The sequence below is a fragment of the Variovorax sp. PBS-H4 genome, assembly GCF_901827205.1.
GTDB lineage: Bacteria > Pseudomonadota > Gammaproteobacteria > Burkholderiales > Burkholderiaceae_C > Variovorax.
The window spans coordinates 2,658,249-2,674,635 of the sequence record NZ_LR594675.1; the positions used below are offsets into that span (position 1 = coordinate 2,658,249).

A 16,387-nucleotide genomic window follows, 5' to 3' on the forward strand; every position below is an offset into this window, starting at 1 on the left:
CCCTTTGGGTTGAAGAGCAGCGGCCTGAGCTTCCGGCATGTGCGCGGGAGCGGGTGGCCGGCGCGCTGGCGGCATTGCCCGCCCCCTGCGCGCGCTGCGCGCGTGGGTCCCGAGACCACCCGTGGACCTTCCTCCATGAACAGAATGCATCGCAGCCTTTGGAATCCCGCGCTGGGCGCCTGGGTGGCTGCTCCCGAAAGCGCGCGTACGCGCGGCAAGCGCAGCGCTTCGCGCATAGCCCGCGCTTCTGCGCTGATGGCCGCCGTGTGGTGCACGGGCATGCCTGCCGCCCGCGCGTGCACTGCCGCCACCACCGCCCAATTGGCCGCCTGCATCACGGGCAGCGATGCCGTCATCGATCTCGCCGCGTCCATCAAGCTGAACGCACAGCTGCCGGTGATCGGGCGAGAAGTCACGATCAATGGCCACGGCCACAGCCTCGATGGCGACGGGATGTTCCGGGGCTTCTTCATCGGCTCGGGCACCACCACCGTCAACGGCTTGACGATGCAGAACCTGGTGGCGCAGGGCGGCAAGGGTGGCTCGGAGTCCTTTCCGGGCGGCGGCGGCATGGGCGCAGGCGGTGCGGTGTTCGTGGTCGGTAGCGCCGGAGCCATCCTGAACGACGTCATCGTCGTCGACAGCCGCGCCGTCGGCGGCAGCGGCGGCAGCAGGAGCGGGGCGCCGAGCAGGGCCGGCGGTGGCGGAATGGGGGGCGATGGCAGCAGCGGCAATCCCGACGCAGCGGGCGCCGGTGGTGGCGATGGCGGCGGCGGCTTGTTCGCCCCCGGCTTGGCGAGCCGGGCCGGGAGCAGTATCGGCGGCAATGGGGGCGGCCCGGCGGGCGGCCTCGGCACCGGCAACGATGGCCTCGACGGCGGGCTGTACAGCGGTGGCGGAGGCGGCGGCAGGGACGAGGGCGCCGGCGGAGATGGCGGCCTGGGCGGCGGTGGTGGCGGCAGTGGTGGCAGCAGCGGCTCTGCCAGTTTCAGCTATGGGGGCAACGGAGGTTTCGGCGGCGGCGGCGGCGGCGGCATCACCCGGGGAGGCAGCGGCGGATTCGGCGGCGGAGGCGGCGGCGGCAACGGCTTTGCCGGGGCTGCCGGTGGCTTCGGTGGCGGCGATGGAGGGATCGGCTTGCGCGGCATCGCGGGCGGCGGCGGGGCTGGCATGGGCGGCGCCATCTTCGTCATGGATGGCGGCTCGCTCACCCTGGGCGGCAATACCGAGGTGCGCGGCAACGGCGTCTCTGCCGGCGCGAGCGGAGGCGGCGTCGCACAAGACGGCTCGGCCTTCGGCTCCGGCATCTTCATGCAGGGCGGGGGCAGCACGCTTGCCTTCGTGCCTGCCGTCGGAAACACGCAGACCGTCGCCGACACAATCGCCGACCAGACCGGCTCCGGCGGCACCGGTGGCAATGCCGGCAGCATCGGCCTGACCCAACGAGGCGCCGGAAGGCTGGTGCTCTCGGGCGTCAACACGTACAGCGGCGGAACCACCGTCACCGCAGGGTTGCTGTCGATTTCGGCCGACGACAACCTCGGATTGCAGTCGTCCCTGTTGACGCTCGACGGCGGGGCGCTGCAGAACACCGCAGCCTTCACGACCACGCGCTCCATCACCCTGGGGAACGCCGGCGGGGGCTTCCAAACCGATGCCGACCTGAGATCCACCGGCGTCATCGCGGGTGCCGGCGGCTTGATCAAGACCGGCCAGGGCACGCTGACGCTCGCCGGTACCAACACCTACAGCGGCGGCACCACGATCAAGGCCGGCGAACTGGCGGTCTCGGCTGATGCCAACCTGGGAGCGGCCTCGGGTGCGCTCATCTTCGATGGCGGGATTCTTCAGGTCACGGACGCCACGTTCAGGTCCACCGCTCGCACCATCCAAATGAACGCGAACGGCGGCGGCTTCGACATCGTTCCGTCCTTCGGGACCTTCACGCTCGCGCAAGTACTCACAGGCGACGGTGGCTTGACGAAGAAAGGAGCCGGCACCCTGATGCTGACGGCAGCCAACACCTATGCAGGGGGCACCACGCTGGAAGGCGGCGTGCTGTTCGTCGCCCAGGACAGCAACCTGGGCGTGGCGTCGGGCCGGCTGACCTTCGACGGCGGCATGCTGCGCAGCGGGGCTTCATTCAACACCGGGCGCAACATGGACCTCCGCGCGGGTGGCGGCAGGTTCCTGATCAACAACTTCGTCACGGCAAGCGGCGTCGTCAGCGGTGAGGGCGCGTTGACCCTGACCGGCGTCGGCCGTCTCACGCTGACGGGCGTCAACACCTACTCGGGTGGTACGACGATCAGCGGGGGCGAGCTGAGGGGCAGCGCGGCCAGTTTCGGCAGCGGCGCCATCGTCAACGACGCCGCGTTGCTGATCCAGCAGCCCGAGGACGCCACCCTTGCCAACGCGATCTCCGGCAGCGGCGCCGTGACGAAGACGGGGGCCGGCAGGCTGACGCTTTCGGGCGCAAACACCTACACGGGAGGCACCACCATCAGCGCGGGCACGCTCGCCGGCAGTGCCACCGGTTTCGGCAGCGGCGCCATCGCCGACAACGCCGCACTCCTGATCGAGCAGTTCGGCGACGCCGTGTTCGGCAACACCGTTTCGGGCAGCGGCACGGTCACCAAGGCCGGTGCCGGCACCTTGACGGTCACGGGCACCAACACCTACAGCGGCGGCACCACGCTCTCGGGCGGCAAGCTGTCGGTTTCAAATGAAGCCAACCTCGGCGCAAGCACCGGCGCGCTCGCTTTCGACGGCGGCGTTCTCCAGGTCACGGGCACTGCATTCGGCTCCACCGCTCGCGACATCCGTTGGGGCGCGAACGGAGGTGGCTTCGACATCGTGCAGGACGCCGCGACCTTCGTCGTCGGCCAGTCGCTCACGGGAAACGGCGCGCTGACGAAGGAGGGCGCGGGCACACTGGCGCTGTCGGGTGCCAACAGCTACTCGGGAGGCACCACCAACAACGCGGGCACCTTGAGGCTCGAAGCCGGCGGAACGCTGGCGGGTTCAATCCTCAACAACGCGAAACTGGAGATCGCCAGTGCCGACACCGGCGCCATTGCCGCCATCCAGAACAATGCCGTGCTGAATTTTCGCGGTGCGGGTTCCGCGGGGCAGGCGGCCATCGCCAACAACGCGGTGACCGACTTCTTCGACGCCGCGACGGCCGGCAATGCCACCATCACCACCGCCGCCGGCGGCACGACCCGGTTCCACGATCGAAGCACCGCGGGCCAGGCGAGTTTCGTCACCGCGGCAGGCGGCGTCGTCGATTTTTCCGCGACCCTCGGTGCCGCCGGAGATGCAAGGCTCTCGGCAGGCGCCATCGAAGGTGCCGGCCGATATGCCCTCGGCGCCAACGCGCTCACCGTCGGCAGCGACGGCTCGTCTTCCACGGTAAGTGGTGTGATCGAAGGAATTGGCGGCTCGCTGGTCAAGGCAGGCACCGGCACACTGACCCTCGCCGGCGCCAACAGCTACACGGGCGGTACCACGGTCATGGGCGGTGTGCTGTCGGTCTCGGCGGACCAGAACCTGGGCGCTGCGTCGGGCGCACTGACGCTCGATGGTGCGACACTGCACACGTCAGCGGCATTTGCCACGGCGCGCGCGGTCAACCTCGGGCCACTCGGCGGCACCTTGCGGACGGACGTCGATCTGAACGTGAGCGGCGTTCTCGCGGGCCCGGGCAGCGTGACCAAGACCGGCGGCGGCATCCTGACGATCACGGGCGAGAACATCTACAGTGGCGGCACGGATCTCAAGCAAGGAGGCCTCGCGGTCGGCAACAACAGTGCACTCGGCACGGGACCACTGGCCATGCACGAAGGCACCGCGCTGCGCTTCGCTGCCGATGCGCTCACGCTGGCCAATCCGATCGCGTTCACCGAGGCCGTCGATCCCATCATCGATACGGGTGCCTTCACCGCCACGCTGTCCGGGGCCATCACCGGGCCAGGGGATCTGAGCAAGATCGGAAGTGGCACCCTTGTCGTCGCAGGCGCCAATGCCTACACCGGCGCGACGGCCGTGAGCGAAGGCACCTTGCGCGCCGGCAGCGCCAACACCTTCAGTCCTGCCTCGGCGCACAGCGTCGCCTCTGGCGCCATGCTCGATCTTGCCGGGTTCAGCCAGAGCGTCGCCGGTCTTGCCAACGCGGGCACCGTCTCCGTGGTGGGCGCGGCACCCGGCACCACCCTGACCGTCACGGGTCCTTACGTCGGCAATGACGGCTTGCTGCGCCTGGGCACGTCGCTTGGAGACAGCGCCAGCGCCAGCGACCGGCTGGTCCTCAGCGGCCCTGCGGCAGTTGCCAGCGGCCGCACCACCGTGCAGGTCGTCAACTTCGGCGGGTTGGGTGCGCTCACCACCGGGAGCGGCATCGAACTCGTCACCGCCCTCAATGGCGCCACTACCACCGCCCAGACCACCCGGGATGCATTTGCGCTGCAGGGTGGCCATGTCGATGCCGGGGCTTACGAATACCGCCTGCTGCCCGGAGACGCTGCGGGAGCCGGAGAGAACTGGTATCTGCGCTCCACCAGCACTTTGGTGGTCCCGCCGGGTCCCACGGGACCGGCTGGGCCTGGAACACCCGGAACGCCTGGAACACCCGGAACGCCTGGAACGCCTGGAACGCCCGGAACGCCTGGAACGCCCGGAACGCCTGGAACGCCCGGAACGCCTGGAACGCCCGGAACGACTGGAACGCCTGGAACGCCTGGAACGCCCGGAACGCCTGGAACGCCCGGAACGCCCGGAACGCCTGGAACGCTTGGAACGCCCGGAACGCCCGGAACGCCCGGAACGCCCGGAACGCCCGGAACGCCCTCGGCCGGATCACCTGGATTGGTGGACCCATCGGGATCACCGGATTCATCCAATTTTCCGATCTCGCCGATCTCGCCGACATCCCAGCTCGTGGCAATCCAGGTTCCGACTTATCGGCCCGAAGTCCCGCTCTTCGCCGCGCTGCCTGCCCAACTGCGCCAAGGCGATCTCGCCATGCTCGGCAACCTGCATCAGCGCATGGGCGGCGACGACATGAAGACGGCTGCCGGGGCTCAAGGCACTGCCGGAGCGACCACCGGCGAGCGCCGCGCCTGGGGCCGCGTGCTCAGCATCGGCCGCAACATCCGGCAAGGCGGCACCGTCAGCCCTCAAAGCGACGGGCGCCTGAGCGGCCTGCAGGCCGGCACCGACCTGTGGACCGATGCGAACTGGCGCGCCGGCCTCTATGTCGGCCAGCTCGACGGCGACGTGCAGGTCAAGGGCTTCGCGCGCGGCATCGCCAACCTCTCGGTGGGCAGCAACGACCTGCGCAGCCAGTACCTGGGCGGCTACGCCACCTACACCGACGCCAGCGGCTTCTACGCCGATGGCGTGCTGCAGGCCGGACGCCACCGCTACGAGGTCAAGCCACAGGCCAACCTGCGCACCAAGGGCAAGGCCAGCAGCCTGAGTGCCTCGCTGGAACTGGGCCAGTCCTTCGCGCTGGGCAAGGGCTGGCAGATCCAGCCGCAGGCGCAACTCGTGCATCAGCGCCTGGACTTCGACGACGTGGACATCGCCGGCGCGCGCGTGCATCAGGAGCGCGAGGGCAGCTGGCTCGCCCGCGTGGGTGTGCGCGTGAAAGGCGACGTCGCCACGAGCGCAGGCCGGCTGCAGCCGTATGCGCGGGTGAACCTGTACCGCGCCTCGGGCGGCAGCGATGTCACGCGCTTCATCAACCCGGCGGCCAGCACCGCCATTGCCAGCAGCAGGGGCAGCACCTCGACCGAGCTGGCCGCGGGCTTCACGCTGGGGCTGAGCGAATCGACCAGTCTCTACGGCGAGGTCGGCAAGCTGTGGGCATCAGGCGGAGATATGCGCGTGAAGAGCACCCTGAGCGGAGCCGCCGGCATCAAGGTGCGCTGGTAGAGGAGAGGCCCTGAACGGAGGCTGACCCACCTCCTCGCGATAATCGGCGCTCTTGAAAAAGGAGCGCGCGTGGATATCGTTTTGCTGGCCAAGGCCGCCATCATGGGCATCGTCGAGGGACTGACCGAGTTCCTGCCCATCTCGTCGACCGGACACCTGATCCTCGCCGGTTCGCTGCTGGGCTTCGACGACGAGAAGGCCAAGGTCTTCGACATCGCGATCCAGACCGGTGCGATCCTCGCCGTCATCATCGTCTACTGGCAGAAGATCCATTCCACTCTCGTGGCGCTGCCGCGCCAGCACAAGGCGCAGCGCCTGGTGCTCAACGTGCTGATCGGCTTCCTGCCGGCCGTGGTGCTCGGGCTTTTGTTCGGCAAGCTGATCAAGGCGCACTTGTTTACCGCGGTGGTGGTCGCCAGCACCTTCATCATCGGCGGCTTCATCATCCTCTGGGCCGAAAAGCGCCCGCCCGGCTCGGTACGGGTCGAGCACGTGGACGACATGACGCCCTGGGATGCGCTCAAGGTCGGACTGGTGCAGTGCTTCGCGATGATCCCGGGCACCAGCCGCAGCGGCGCCACCATCATCGGCGGCATGCTGTTGGGTCTGTCGCGCAAGGCGGCAACGGACTTCTCCTTCTTTCTGGCGATCCCGACGCTGATCGGCGCGGGTGCCTACAGCCTTTACAAAGAGCGAGCGCTGCTGTCGGTGGCAGATCTGCCCATGTTCGCGGTCGGCCTGGTCTTCTCCTTCGCCAGCGCCTGGCTTTGCGTGCGCTGGCTGCTGAAGTACATCAGCAGCCACAGCTTCGTGCCCTTCGCCTGGTATCGCATCGCCTTCGGCATCGTGGTGCTTGCGACCGCATGGAGCGGTGCGGTCGTCTGGGCTGACTGATGGACTAACGCGCAAAAAAAAGCCCCAGCAAAAGCTGGGGCCTTGGACCGGGCGATGAGCTCAGCGCTTTAGGGCACGTTCGAGCTGTGTACAGAGACGGGCCTGAACGGCAGGGCCAGCTTGCCCGCGAACTCGCCAGTGCCGTTCAGCGTGGGGCAGGCACCAGCGGTGGTGCAGAAGCCGCTGCTCGCATCAGGGTAGATCACGTCGCCGAAGCGGTAGTTGGCGATGCTGCCCCCCGAGTAGTCGGCCACCGTCAGGACGTCGCCCTTGGTCGAGTAGTTGTCGGCCATCGTCACCATGATCGGGTCCACTCGAGAGTCTTCCATGGTGCGAATCACGCTGCCGGTGGACGCCGTGTCACTGGTGTTCGCGATCTTGACCCAGCCCCACTTCCGGTTGGCCCGGTCGGTGAACAGGATCAAGTCGTTGATCGGGTCCGACACCCCCGAGTAGTCCTTGGCCGCGGCCAGGTACGTGATGTTGGTGCCCAAGCCGTAGACGGTGCCCGCCTGCTGGATATCCGTCGAGGCAGGCGTCGTCGGCTTCACGCCAGCGGCGTAGCGGCCGAGGGAGTAGAGCTGCAGGTTACCCCCCTCCGTCGCAATGGCGGCGCGAGCATATTGCGGGTTGGGACTCCAGAACGGGTAGGCGTCGATGCGCTGCTGTTCGTCCTTGCTCCAGTAGCTGCGCGTGGCCGTCGTCCACACCGCCGTCGGGCGCTGGGCCAGTGTCTCGGTCTTCACCACGACGGGCATGGCCTGCGGCTTGTCCGCCAGCAGGTACGGCCACTGGGTGGCGGCCAGGCCGACATTCTGCGTTTCCAGATTCGAGGCGGCGCTCCCCAGGTACATGTCGTTGGTGTACTTGAACAATGGCCCGAGATCGATGAACACCGCCTTCTTTTCGCTCTTGGAGACCACCACGACCGCGCCGCCCTTGGCATAGCGTTCGTAGTCCTCGCCCCCCGGCAGCAGCTTGGCCCGGTTGTTTGCCATCGGCGAGTCGAGCAGCTGGAAGTTGGAGATCTGTCCGGAAGCGTCGTACTTCAGCATCGAGGTGTACGGGTGGACGCCGGTGGTGGCGGCGATGCCCGTGGGCGCCTTGACGTCAGTGGGCAGATCCACGTAGCCGATGACCTTCATGAACACGTAATTGCCTTGGTCGGGGAAGCCCGGGTGCATCATGTCCATCCAGCCGTGCCACCAGTCGTAGCGCGCCTGTCCCGGCTGCCAGCCCTGCGGGGCCGAGCCGAGGGAGACGACGGCCACCTGGCCCTTGGTGTTCGGCACGTCCCAGCCGGACACCAGCGCGAACTCGCCGCCGCCGGTGACGGCGATCGCAGTCGGCACAAAGCCGACCTTGAACTTCGTGGAGGCGCGGTTTTGCGCGGTCAGGGTGCCCACCGTGTAGAGGCTTGCCGGCTTTGTCGGGCTTCCCTGCGTGGCAACCAGCGATAGGCGCGTAGAGGGGCTGTCCGCGGCGTTCTCGCCACGGTGCTCGGCCACTGGCAGGTCGGCCGGGTCGTTCTTCGCCAGAACCCCCCCGGCCAGGTAGTCGTCGATCGAGGTCGGCAGCAGCCGGCCTTGCTGCCACAGCACCTGCGGGCGCTGCTGGAAGGTCCGGCGGTCGGTCGCCGAGTTCTGGAGCCAGACGACCGAGTTCTCCACGCTCTGGCCTGCGGTCGGCACGCCGATGGTGGCAGCGTGGATCGACACGTACATGTTGTTCGTGGAGTCCTCGCGGCCCAGTTGGTAGACCGAGCCGATGCCGCTCATCACGCCGACGTCCGCGCGCTCGGGCAATGTCTGCACGCCGCTCTTGCTGGCGGGCGCTCCGTACTTGTAGGTGACGCCCACGTCGGAGTTGAACTTGTAGGCCATCGCCGCGTAGGCGCTGGGCACCACGGTTCCGGCGCTGTCGACGATGTCGCCGGCGGCCGCGCTGCCTGGGGACGGAGCTGGAGCTGGAGCTGGTGCCGGGGCGGGAGCAGGTGCCGGCGCTGGTGCTGGTGCTGGTGCAGGAGCGGGAGCAGGAGCAGGAGCAGGAGCAGGAGCAGGAGCAGGAGCAGGTGCGGGTGCAGGTGCTGGTGCAGGTGCAGGTGCAGTTATGGGCGCAGGCGCTGGACCGGCCGATACGCATGATTTTGCAGTCATGAACGCAGGGTCGCCACCAAAGAACGTGTTGGTGCAAGCGGCTGTTCCAGTGACTGACTTGCTGATCCAGCGCGAATCGGCGCCGTACTTCACAAGGGTGGGTGCGGGCACCGTGAACGAAGAACCTTCCTCGGCCAGCACAGTTCCTGCAGCGGGCGCGGCGGCCGGAGCAGGAGCAGGAGCAGGAGCAGGAGCAGGAGCAGGAGCAGGAGCAGGAGCAGGAGCAGTCGAGTTCTGCACATAGCATGCCTTCGCGACGTATTCCAGCGGGTCGCGGTCGAAAGTCGCATTGCTGCACACAACGCTGCCGGAGAGCTGCTTGCTCGTCCATGCTGACTTCGCGCCGTACTGCACCACCGTCGCGGCGGCCAGGTTGAACGTCTGGCCTTCATTGGCGACCTTGACCCAGCTCGAGTCGAGCTTGCTGATCAGCTCTGGCTCTTTGCCCGCGGCGGGCTCGGCTGTGGAGGCGGCCGCCGAAGAAGGCGTCGCATCCGTGCCTTGAGGGGAGGCAAAGCTGCCGCCTGCGCCGCTTCCTCCGCCTCCGCAGCCCGCGAGCGCACTTGCTGCCGCAACGCAAAGCAGAAGGGCGCGTTTTTCGATCTTGCTCACACTGAGTCTCCTCATTGGTTCGAAACTGAGAAAAAAGAAGTCCCCCTGCGCACTGGAAAGGCGCAAAGAACTTGGCGAAGAAATCGGGGAAGGGCTCGCCGGGGCGAGCGGCTACAGGGGCAGCACGGTGGGCGCGCTTTCCCCTGTTGCTAGTGCGTGGTCGGAGGTGGTGGCTGCGGATCGAATCCAGCGATCACGGCGGCAGCCCGGCCGTTCAAGAGAGCGTCATGTGTCGCGTCCCTTCTCGCTTGCCTGTTGGACTCGATCGTTGAACAGCTGCTAGACAGCGACGGCGTCGATCAGGCTCCGTAGCCTGCTCTTGAAGCGCATGCCGACCGAGGCGCTTTGGGGGCGCACTGCGATCGAAGAAGGCCGGCCGGCCTGGGTGGGCGCCCACATTTCGTCGCGCGAGGTGGTCGCGGCTCTGCCAGACTGAGGCGCGGCCAGCATCACGGAAGCCAGGAAGGCCGACTGGCCCGCTGCCTTCGACGCCGCGCTCAGCTGGCTCCAGTTCGATGGACGGGTGTTGGAAGGAAGCACTTCCAGATGACCCAGCAAGGAGCGGCTCACTTCCAGCAGTGCACTGGCGGAGGCCAGGCAGAAGTACACGGCGGACGGCGTTGCTTCCTGCTCGGCGCCCGGCCGCTCGAAAGGTGCTGCGGAGAACTCGTCGCGCGGCAGGCAATGATGTGCCGTGGCGGTGGTCTGGAGTGCGGAGAGCAACTGGTCGATCTCGTGCAGTGCGCGGTGCATGAGTTCGGTCTCGAGAAATGTGCTTGTCACGGAGAAGCTCCTGGACTGGCGCGAGACACCTCTGGAATCTGGCCACCGGGATCGGTCTCGCTCGATCAGTGGCTTGAATCCAGTGTTCCTTTTTGCCGGGCGGGTCGATAGGCCCGGAGGAGCCACGGCGCAGTTGCGCGGTGGCTCACGGCATGGAAGGGGGGCGTGGCCCGGGTCCGGCCATCCGCTCGCGTCGAGGGATGCGATCCGTTAACAATGACCGGATTGCATGCCCGGCGCCGTGCTGTCGACGATGCCAGGTGTACGTCGACGGTTGAGCCGGTTGGCCCGCTCGGATTGATCCGTGGCGGATTAATCCTTTTGTCAGGGGCGGGCGCGGAGAGCGCGGGGCGATCGCGCCCGAAGCGTCAGGCGCTCAGATGAGTTTTTCCTCGGGCGTCGAGATCTTTCGCAGCGGGCTGTGGCGTGTGGCCGGCATCTTGAGGGGATGCTCGGCGTAGGTGTCGTCCCAGACCGGGTCCTCGATGCTGTCGAACACTTCGCGCAGCTTCTGGCCCCAGCTGTTGTGGACCATGCGGTAGTACGGGTTGTCGGTGTCGATGCAGACGACCTTGTCGGTCTGGAGGCGGTTGGCCTCATACACGACCAGGTCCAATGGCAGGCCAACCGATAGATTGGACTTCATGGTGGAGTCCATCGAGACCAGTGCACACTTGGCAGCTTCGTCCAGCGGCGTGTCGGGTGTCAGCACGCGGTCGAGCACGGGCTTGCCGTATTTGGACTCGCCGACCTGGAAATAGGGTGTCTCGGTGGTGGCCTCGATGAAATTGCCGGCCGCGTAGACCAAGAACAGACGCATGCCCTCGCCCTTGACCTGGCCGCCGAAGATGAAGGTGACGTTGAACTCCAGGCCAGCGTGCTTGAGCGCCTCGGCATCGCGGTCGTAGACATGGCGCACCGCCGAGCCCAGCACGCGTGCGGCGTCGAACATGCTCTTCGCGTTCCAGATGGTGATGGGCGGGCCGTCGTCGCCGTCGTCGCCCATTTCACGTGTTTCGCGCAATTCCTCGATCTGCAGGATCTCGCGGACCGACTGCGAGATGCTCAGGTTGCCGGCCGACAGCAGCACCATGACCCGGTCGCCCGGCTGCTCGTAGACGATCATCTTTCGAAAGGTGCTGATGTGGTCCACGCCCGCGTTGGTGCGCGAGTCGGAGAGGAACACCAGGCCGGCGTTGAGTTTGATGCCTACGCAGTACGTCATGTGTTACAGGCTCTGGCCGTGCTCGCGCGCGTGGAGCTTCTTGAGTGTGTAGATTGCTTCGAGCGCCTCGCGCGGGCTCAGCGTGTCGGGGTCGAGCGCCGTCAGCGCGGATTCTACGGCGCTCGCCCGTGGCGTTTCCGCGGCTGGCGGCGGCGCGAAGAGATCGACCTGGGCACGGGCCTGCAGCTGCTGGGCCTCCAGGGCTTCGAGTGCCTGGCGCGCATGGTTGACCACTGCGGCCGGCATGCCGGCCAAACGCGCAACCTGGATGCCGTAGCTCTTGCTGGCCGGCCCCGGCTGCATCTCATGCAGGAACACGATGTCGCGCCCGGCCTCGGTGGCGCTCACATGCATGTTGACCGCGCCATGGTGCGTGGCTGGGAACTCGGTGAGTTCGAAGTAGTGCGTCGCAAAGAGCGTAAAGGCGCGTGTGCGGTCGTGCAGCTGCGCCGCGATGCCCGCCGCCAGCGCCAGCCCGTCGAAGGTGCTGGTGCCGCGGCCGATCTCGTCCATCAGCACCAGCGAATGGGCGGTGGCGCCATGCAGGATCTGCGCCGCCTCGGTCATTTCCAGCATGAAGGTCGATTGCGCGTTGGCAAGGTCGTCGGCCGCGCCGATACGCGTGTGGATGGCGTCGATGGGCCCCAGCCGGCAGGCATCGGCCGGAACGTGCGAGCCGATGGAGGCGAGCAACACGATGATCGCAACCTGCCGCATATAGGTGGACTTGCCGCCCATGTTGGGGCCGGTAATCACCTGCAGGCGTTGTTGGGGGCCCATGCGCGTGTCGTTCGCAATAAACGCGCCCGATGATTTTTCAGCCAGCCGTGCTTCGACGACAGGGTGGCGACCCTTCTCGATCTCGATGCAGGGATGGGCCACGAAAGAAGGCTGGCGCCAGTGCAGCGTGTGCGAGCGCTCGGCCAGTGCGCACAGCGCATCGAGGGAGGCCAGTGCGCCCGCCAACCGCGTGAGCGCCGCGACCGAGGGCTGCAATGCATCGAGCAACTGCTCGTAGAGCCACTTCTCGCGAGCCAGGGCGCGGTCTTGCGCCGACAGGGCCTTGTCCTCGAAAGCCTTGAGCTCGGGGGTGATGAAGCGCTCGGCGTTCTTCAAGGTCTGGCGGCGGCGGTAGTTGTCAGGCACCTTGCTCAGCGCGCTCTGCGTGACCTCGATGTAGAAGCCGTGCACGCGGTTGAACTGCACGCGCAGATTGGAAATGCCCGTGCGCTCGCGCTCGCTGGCTTCGAGCTGCAGCAGGTAGGCGTCGCTGTTCTCGCTGATGGCGCGCAGCTCGTCGAGCTCGGCATCGTGGCCGGTGGCGATGACGCCTCCGTCGCGCACCAGGGCCGAAGGCTCGGGGTGAATGGCCGCGACCAGCAGCTCGACGCAGCCGGGCGGCGGCGCCAGTTGCCCGGCCATCTGCGCAAGCAGCGGCGACGAGGAGGCGGGCAGGGCCGGCGCGAGTTCATCTGCCTTCGCCAGCGCCATGCGCAGCGCGACAAGCTCTCGCGGGCGCACCTGCCGCAGCGCAATGCGCGCGGCGATGCGCTCCACGTCGCTCGTGTTCTTGAGCCGATCACGCAGCGCGCGCCACGGGGCCGCGGGTGCACCCGAGGGCGCGGCTTGCAGCGCGGCGATGGCCTCCAGCCGCGCCTTCGCTTCGCTGCGGTCGCGGCGCGGCGCCAGCAGCCAGCGCTTGAGCAGCCGGCTGCCCATGCCCGTCATGCAGGTGTCGAGCAGCGAGAACAGCGTGGGCGATTCCTCGCCGCGCAATGTCTGTACGAGCTCCAGGTTGCGACGCGTGGTGGGCGGCAGCTCGATCAGCTCGCCGTCGCGCTCCACTGAGAGCCGCTGCACGTGCGACAGCGCGCGGCCCTGCGTGTGCTCGGCGTAGCCCAGCAGCGCGGCCGCGGCTGCATGCGCATTGGCCAGCGACTCCGCACTCCAGGCAGCGAGGCTGTTGCTGCCCATCTGCTCGCACAGCTTGCGCTCGCCCAGGCCGCCGTCGAACTGCCAGGCCGGCCGTACCGAAAGCGTAAAAGCCGCGCCGTTGCGCGCCGCCTTCAGGCGCTGCTCGAAGCCCTGCGTGACCTCCGCGCTGTAGAGCAGCTCGCTGGGGCCAATGCGCGCGATCCAGGCTTCCAGCGCATCGGCCGGGCATTCGGCCAGCCGTATTTCGGCGCCGGTGATGCTGAGCCAGGCCAGCCCGCAGAAATTGCGTGAACCCGCATGCACGGCGAGCAGCAGCGAATCGCTCTTGTCCTGCAGCAACTCGGCATCGGTCAGCGTGCCTGGCGTGACCACACGCACCACCTTGCGTTCGACCGGACCCTTCGCTGCCCCCACCTCGCCGACCTGTTCGCAGATGGCCACCGGTTCGCCGAGCTTGATCAGCCGCGCGAGGTAGGTGTCGACCGAGTGGAAGGGCACCCCGCACATCACCACCGGCTGCCCCGCCGATTGGCCACGCTGCGTGAGCGTGATGTCGAGCAGGCGCGCGGCCTTCTCGGCATCGGCGTAGAACAGCTCGTAGAAATCGCCCATCCGGTAGAACAGCAGGGTGTCGGGATGGTCCGCCTTGAGGGCCAGGTACTGGGCCATCATCGGCGTATGCGGTGCGGTGGAGGAAAGAGTCATCGAGGCGATGGATGGGTGCGGGGCCGGGAAATCGGCTGGGCCCGCATCATAAGGAAACGGGCGTCCGCCTCGTGGCGCACGCCCGTTGTTTTCAATCGACGCAGCGGCTCAGATCTGTCCGCGCCGCCGGCGCGCGACACGCACCGCATCCACCCACGTGTCGATGTTGAAGCGCTGCCCCGACTCCACGATGCGCGCGCCGGTGATCATGTGCAGCGGGATGCGGTACGTCTCGCCCGGCAGTTCGCCACGGCCGGTAACCAACCTCTTCTGCAGGTCCAGGTGCTCGACCTGCATCGTGCACTCCGCCTTGCGGCCGTGCGGATCGACGTAGCGCAGGCGGATGCGCGGTTGCTCGTCGACGACCGCGTGTTCGCCCTTGCCCTGGATGAACCACCCGGGCAGCGTGTCGGGCATCGAATCGGGCGATGGGTTCAGGCCGCCGCGCACGGTAGGAATTTCCAATGGCACGTGGCCGGAGCGCACCCGCGCCGCAGCGATCCGGCGCTCGGCTTCGCGCCGCTCGCCAAGCTTGTGCCAGGCAATCCACATGACCACGAACAGAAGCAGCGCCGCTGTCAGCAGCGCGAGCAGGAAGCGCCACTGGGCAAGTCCGATGTCCATCTCCGAAACCTTTGCGATCCGATAGCCATTAAGTACTCAATCAGCGCTAGATCGGAAATTCTGGTCGACCGGGAAAGGGGTGTCAAACGGCCGCGCGGCATAGCGCGTTCGGCCAGTGTTCGGTGAGCGGTTCACGTTTATAAAAAATCGAGCCGTGTGCGGCCCCTGTAAAGCGGCGGGTCCTCAGCGCTGGGGCATGTTCTTGGCCGAATAGCCCAGGCTCACCGTCGCATCTTCGGGAATGGGCGGCATGCTCGCGTTCCACGCGTCCCATGCCGCGCGCATCGATGCCAGCCGCTCGGGTTCGCGCTCGGCCTGGTTGGCGCGCTCGCGCTCGTCGGCCGGGATGTTGAACAGGTACTCGTTGCCGTCGACCTGCAGGTACTTCCAGTCGCCGTCCCGCAGGGCGCGCTGGCCGCGGTGGTTCATGCGCCAGTGCAGTGGACGATGGAAGCAGGCCGTTGCGTCGCGCAGCACCGGCAGCAGCGACTTGCCGTCGAGGGGGTACTCCGAAGGTGCCTGCGCGCCGCCGACGTCGAGCATGGTGGCCGACCAGTCCATCGTCATGCAGTGCTGGTCGCTTTCGCCGCCGGCGCGGATGAGGGCCGGCCAGTGCGCGATCCACGGCACGCGGATGCCGCCCTCGGTCAGGTCCATCTTGCCGCCGACCAGGGGCCAGTTGTCCGAGAAGCGCTCGCCTCCGTTGTCGCTGGTGAAGACGACCAGCGTGTCGTCGGCGATGCCCCGCCGCTCCAGCGCAGCCATGATCCAGCCGATGCCCTCGTCCATGTGATGGATCATGCGACGGTAGACGTGGATGTTGCCGCCGGCCAGGTCGAAGAGATTGTTCTTCACGGCTGGCGCGCGGCCGCCATCCTCGCGTGTTTCCCAAGGCCAGTGCGGCGCCGTGTAGTGCAGGCTCAGGAAGAAGGGCGCCTGCGCGTCGGCCATGCGCTCGACATAGTCGACCGCGCGGCGCGAGAGCAGGTCGGTGAGGTAGCCTTCTTCGTGCCTGTCTTCCTCGCCGGCCCACAGGTCGTGGCGCCCCGCAGAATCGCAGTGCGTGAAGTAGTCGACGCCGCCCGACATCGGCCCGAAGAACTCCTCGTAGCCCGAGCGCAGCGGCCCGAACGCGGGCGGAAACCCCAGGTGCCACTTGCCGATCAACGCCGTGCGGTAGCCCGCGCCGCGCAGCAGCGAGGGTAGGGTCGGATGCGACGGCGGCAGGCCCAGCGTCGCGCTGCCGCGGCTCCTGCTGTTGATCGGTTCCTCGGCCGCGCCGCGAAGGCGGTACTGGTAGCGCGCGGTCATCAGCGCGAAGCGCGTCGGCGAGCACACGGGCGAGTTCGCATAGCCTTGCGTGAAGCGGATGCCCTTGGCCGCGAGGCGATCGAGCACCGGCGACACGGGGCCGAATGCCGCATCGCGCCCGCCATAGCAGCCAAGGTCGGCAAAGCCGAGGTCGTCGGCGACGATGAAGATGATGTTGGGACGTTGCATGGAGGTGGAAGGGCCG

At 67.5% G+C, this 16,387-nt stretch carries 9 protein-coding genes; 3 read left to right on the forward strand and 6 right to left on the reverse strand.

Going from position 1 to position 16,387, the window contains the following annotated elements:
* The first annotated feature begins 135 nt into the window (after positions 1–135).
* Together E5CHR_RS12580 and E5CHR_RS12585 are read left to right on the forward strand one after the other, a co-directional pair.
* Entirely contained in the window at positions 136–5,937 is a 5,802-nt protein-coding gene (locus E5CHR_RS12580) for an autotransporter-associated beta strand repeat-containing protein (RefSeq protein WP_162580047.1), read from the forward strand.
* 69 nt (positions 5,938–6,006) lie between these two features.
* Positions 6,007–6,831 (forward strand): undecaprenyl-diphosphate phosphatase, encoded by an 825-nt coding sequence (locus E5CHR_RS12585; RefSeq protein ID WP_162580049.1) that lies wholly within the window; start codon positions 6,007–6,009, stop codon positions 6,829–6,831.
* A gap of 68 nt (positions 6,832–6,899) precedes the next feature.
* On the opposite strand, the gene E5CHR_RS12590 is transcribed toward E5CHR_RS12585, so the two are convergent.
* Positions 6,900–8,735: a hypothetical protein gene (locus tag E5CHR_RS12590; protein ID WP_162580051.1), complete on the reverse strand. Its 1,836-nt coding sequence runs from the start codon at positions 8,733–8,735 to the stop codon at positions 6,900–6,902.
* Between the two features lie 71 nt (positions 8,736–8,806).
* Here E5CHR_RS12590 and E5CHR_RS12595 point away from each other — a divergent pair, with 71 nt between their 5' ends.
* Positions 8,807–8,989 carry a hypothetical protein gene (locus E5CHR_RS12595; RefSeq protein ID WP_162580053.1) on the forward strand — a complete coding sequence of 61 codons (183 nt, stop codon included), beginning with the start codon at positions 8,807–8,809 and terminating at the stop codon, positions 8,987–8,989.
* An 889-nt stretch (positions 8,990–9,878) separates the two neighbouring features.
* On the opposite strand, the gene E5CHR_RS12600 is transcribed toward E5CHR_RS12595, so the two are convergent.
* The 5 genes from E5CHR_RS12600 to E5CHR_RS12620 all read right to left on the reverse strand — a co-directional run bounded on the left by E5CHR_RS12600 (position 9,879) and on the right by E5CHR_RS12620 (position 16,371).
* On the reverse strand, positions 9,879–10,382 hold the full coding sequence (locus E5CHR_RS12600; protein WP_162580055.1) for a hypothetical protein: 504 nt from the start codon (positions 10,380–10,382) through the stop codon (positions 9,879–9,881).
* A gap of 376 nt (positions 10,383–10,758) precedes the next feature.
* On the reverse strand, positions 10,759–11,607 hold the full coding sequence (locus E5CHR_RS12605; protein ID WP_162580057.1) for a proteasome-type protease: 849 nt from the start codon (positions 11,605–11,607) through the stop codon (positions 10,759–10,761).
* Positions 11,608–11,610: 3 nt separating this feature from the next.
* Positions 11,611–14,247 carry a DNA mismatch repair protein MutS gene (mutS, locus tag E5CHR_RS12610; protein WP_162580059.1) on the reverse strand — a complete coding sequence of 879 codons (2,637 nt, stop codon included), beginning with the start codon at positions 14,245–14,247 and terminating at the stop codon, positions 11,611–11,613.
* Positions 14,248–14,355: 108 nt separating this feature from the next.
* A complete protein-coding gene (locus E5CHR_RS12615) occupies positions 14,356–14,871 on the reverse strand; it encodes a hypothetical protein (protein ID WP_162580061.1) in 516 nt (171 codons plus the stop codon).
* 183 nt (positions 14,872–15,054) lie between these two features.
* Entirely contained in the window at positions 15,055–16,371 is a 1,317-nt protein-coding gene (locus tag E5CHR_RS12620) for a sulfatase family protein (protein WP_162580063.1), read from the reverse strand.
* Positions 16,372–16,387 lie beyond the last annotated feature (16 nt).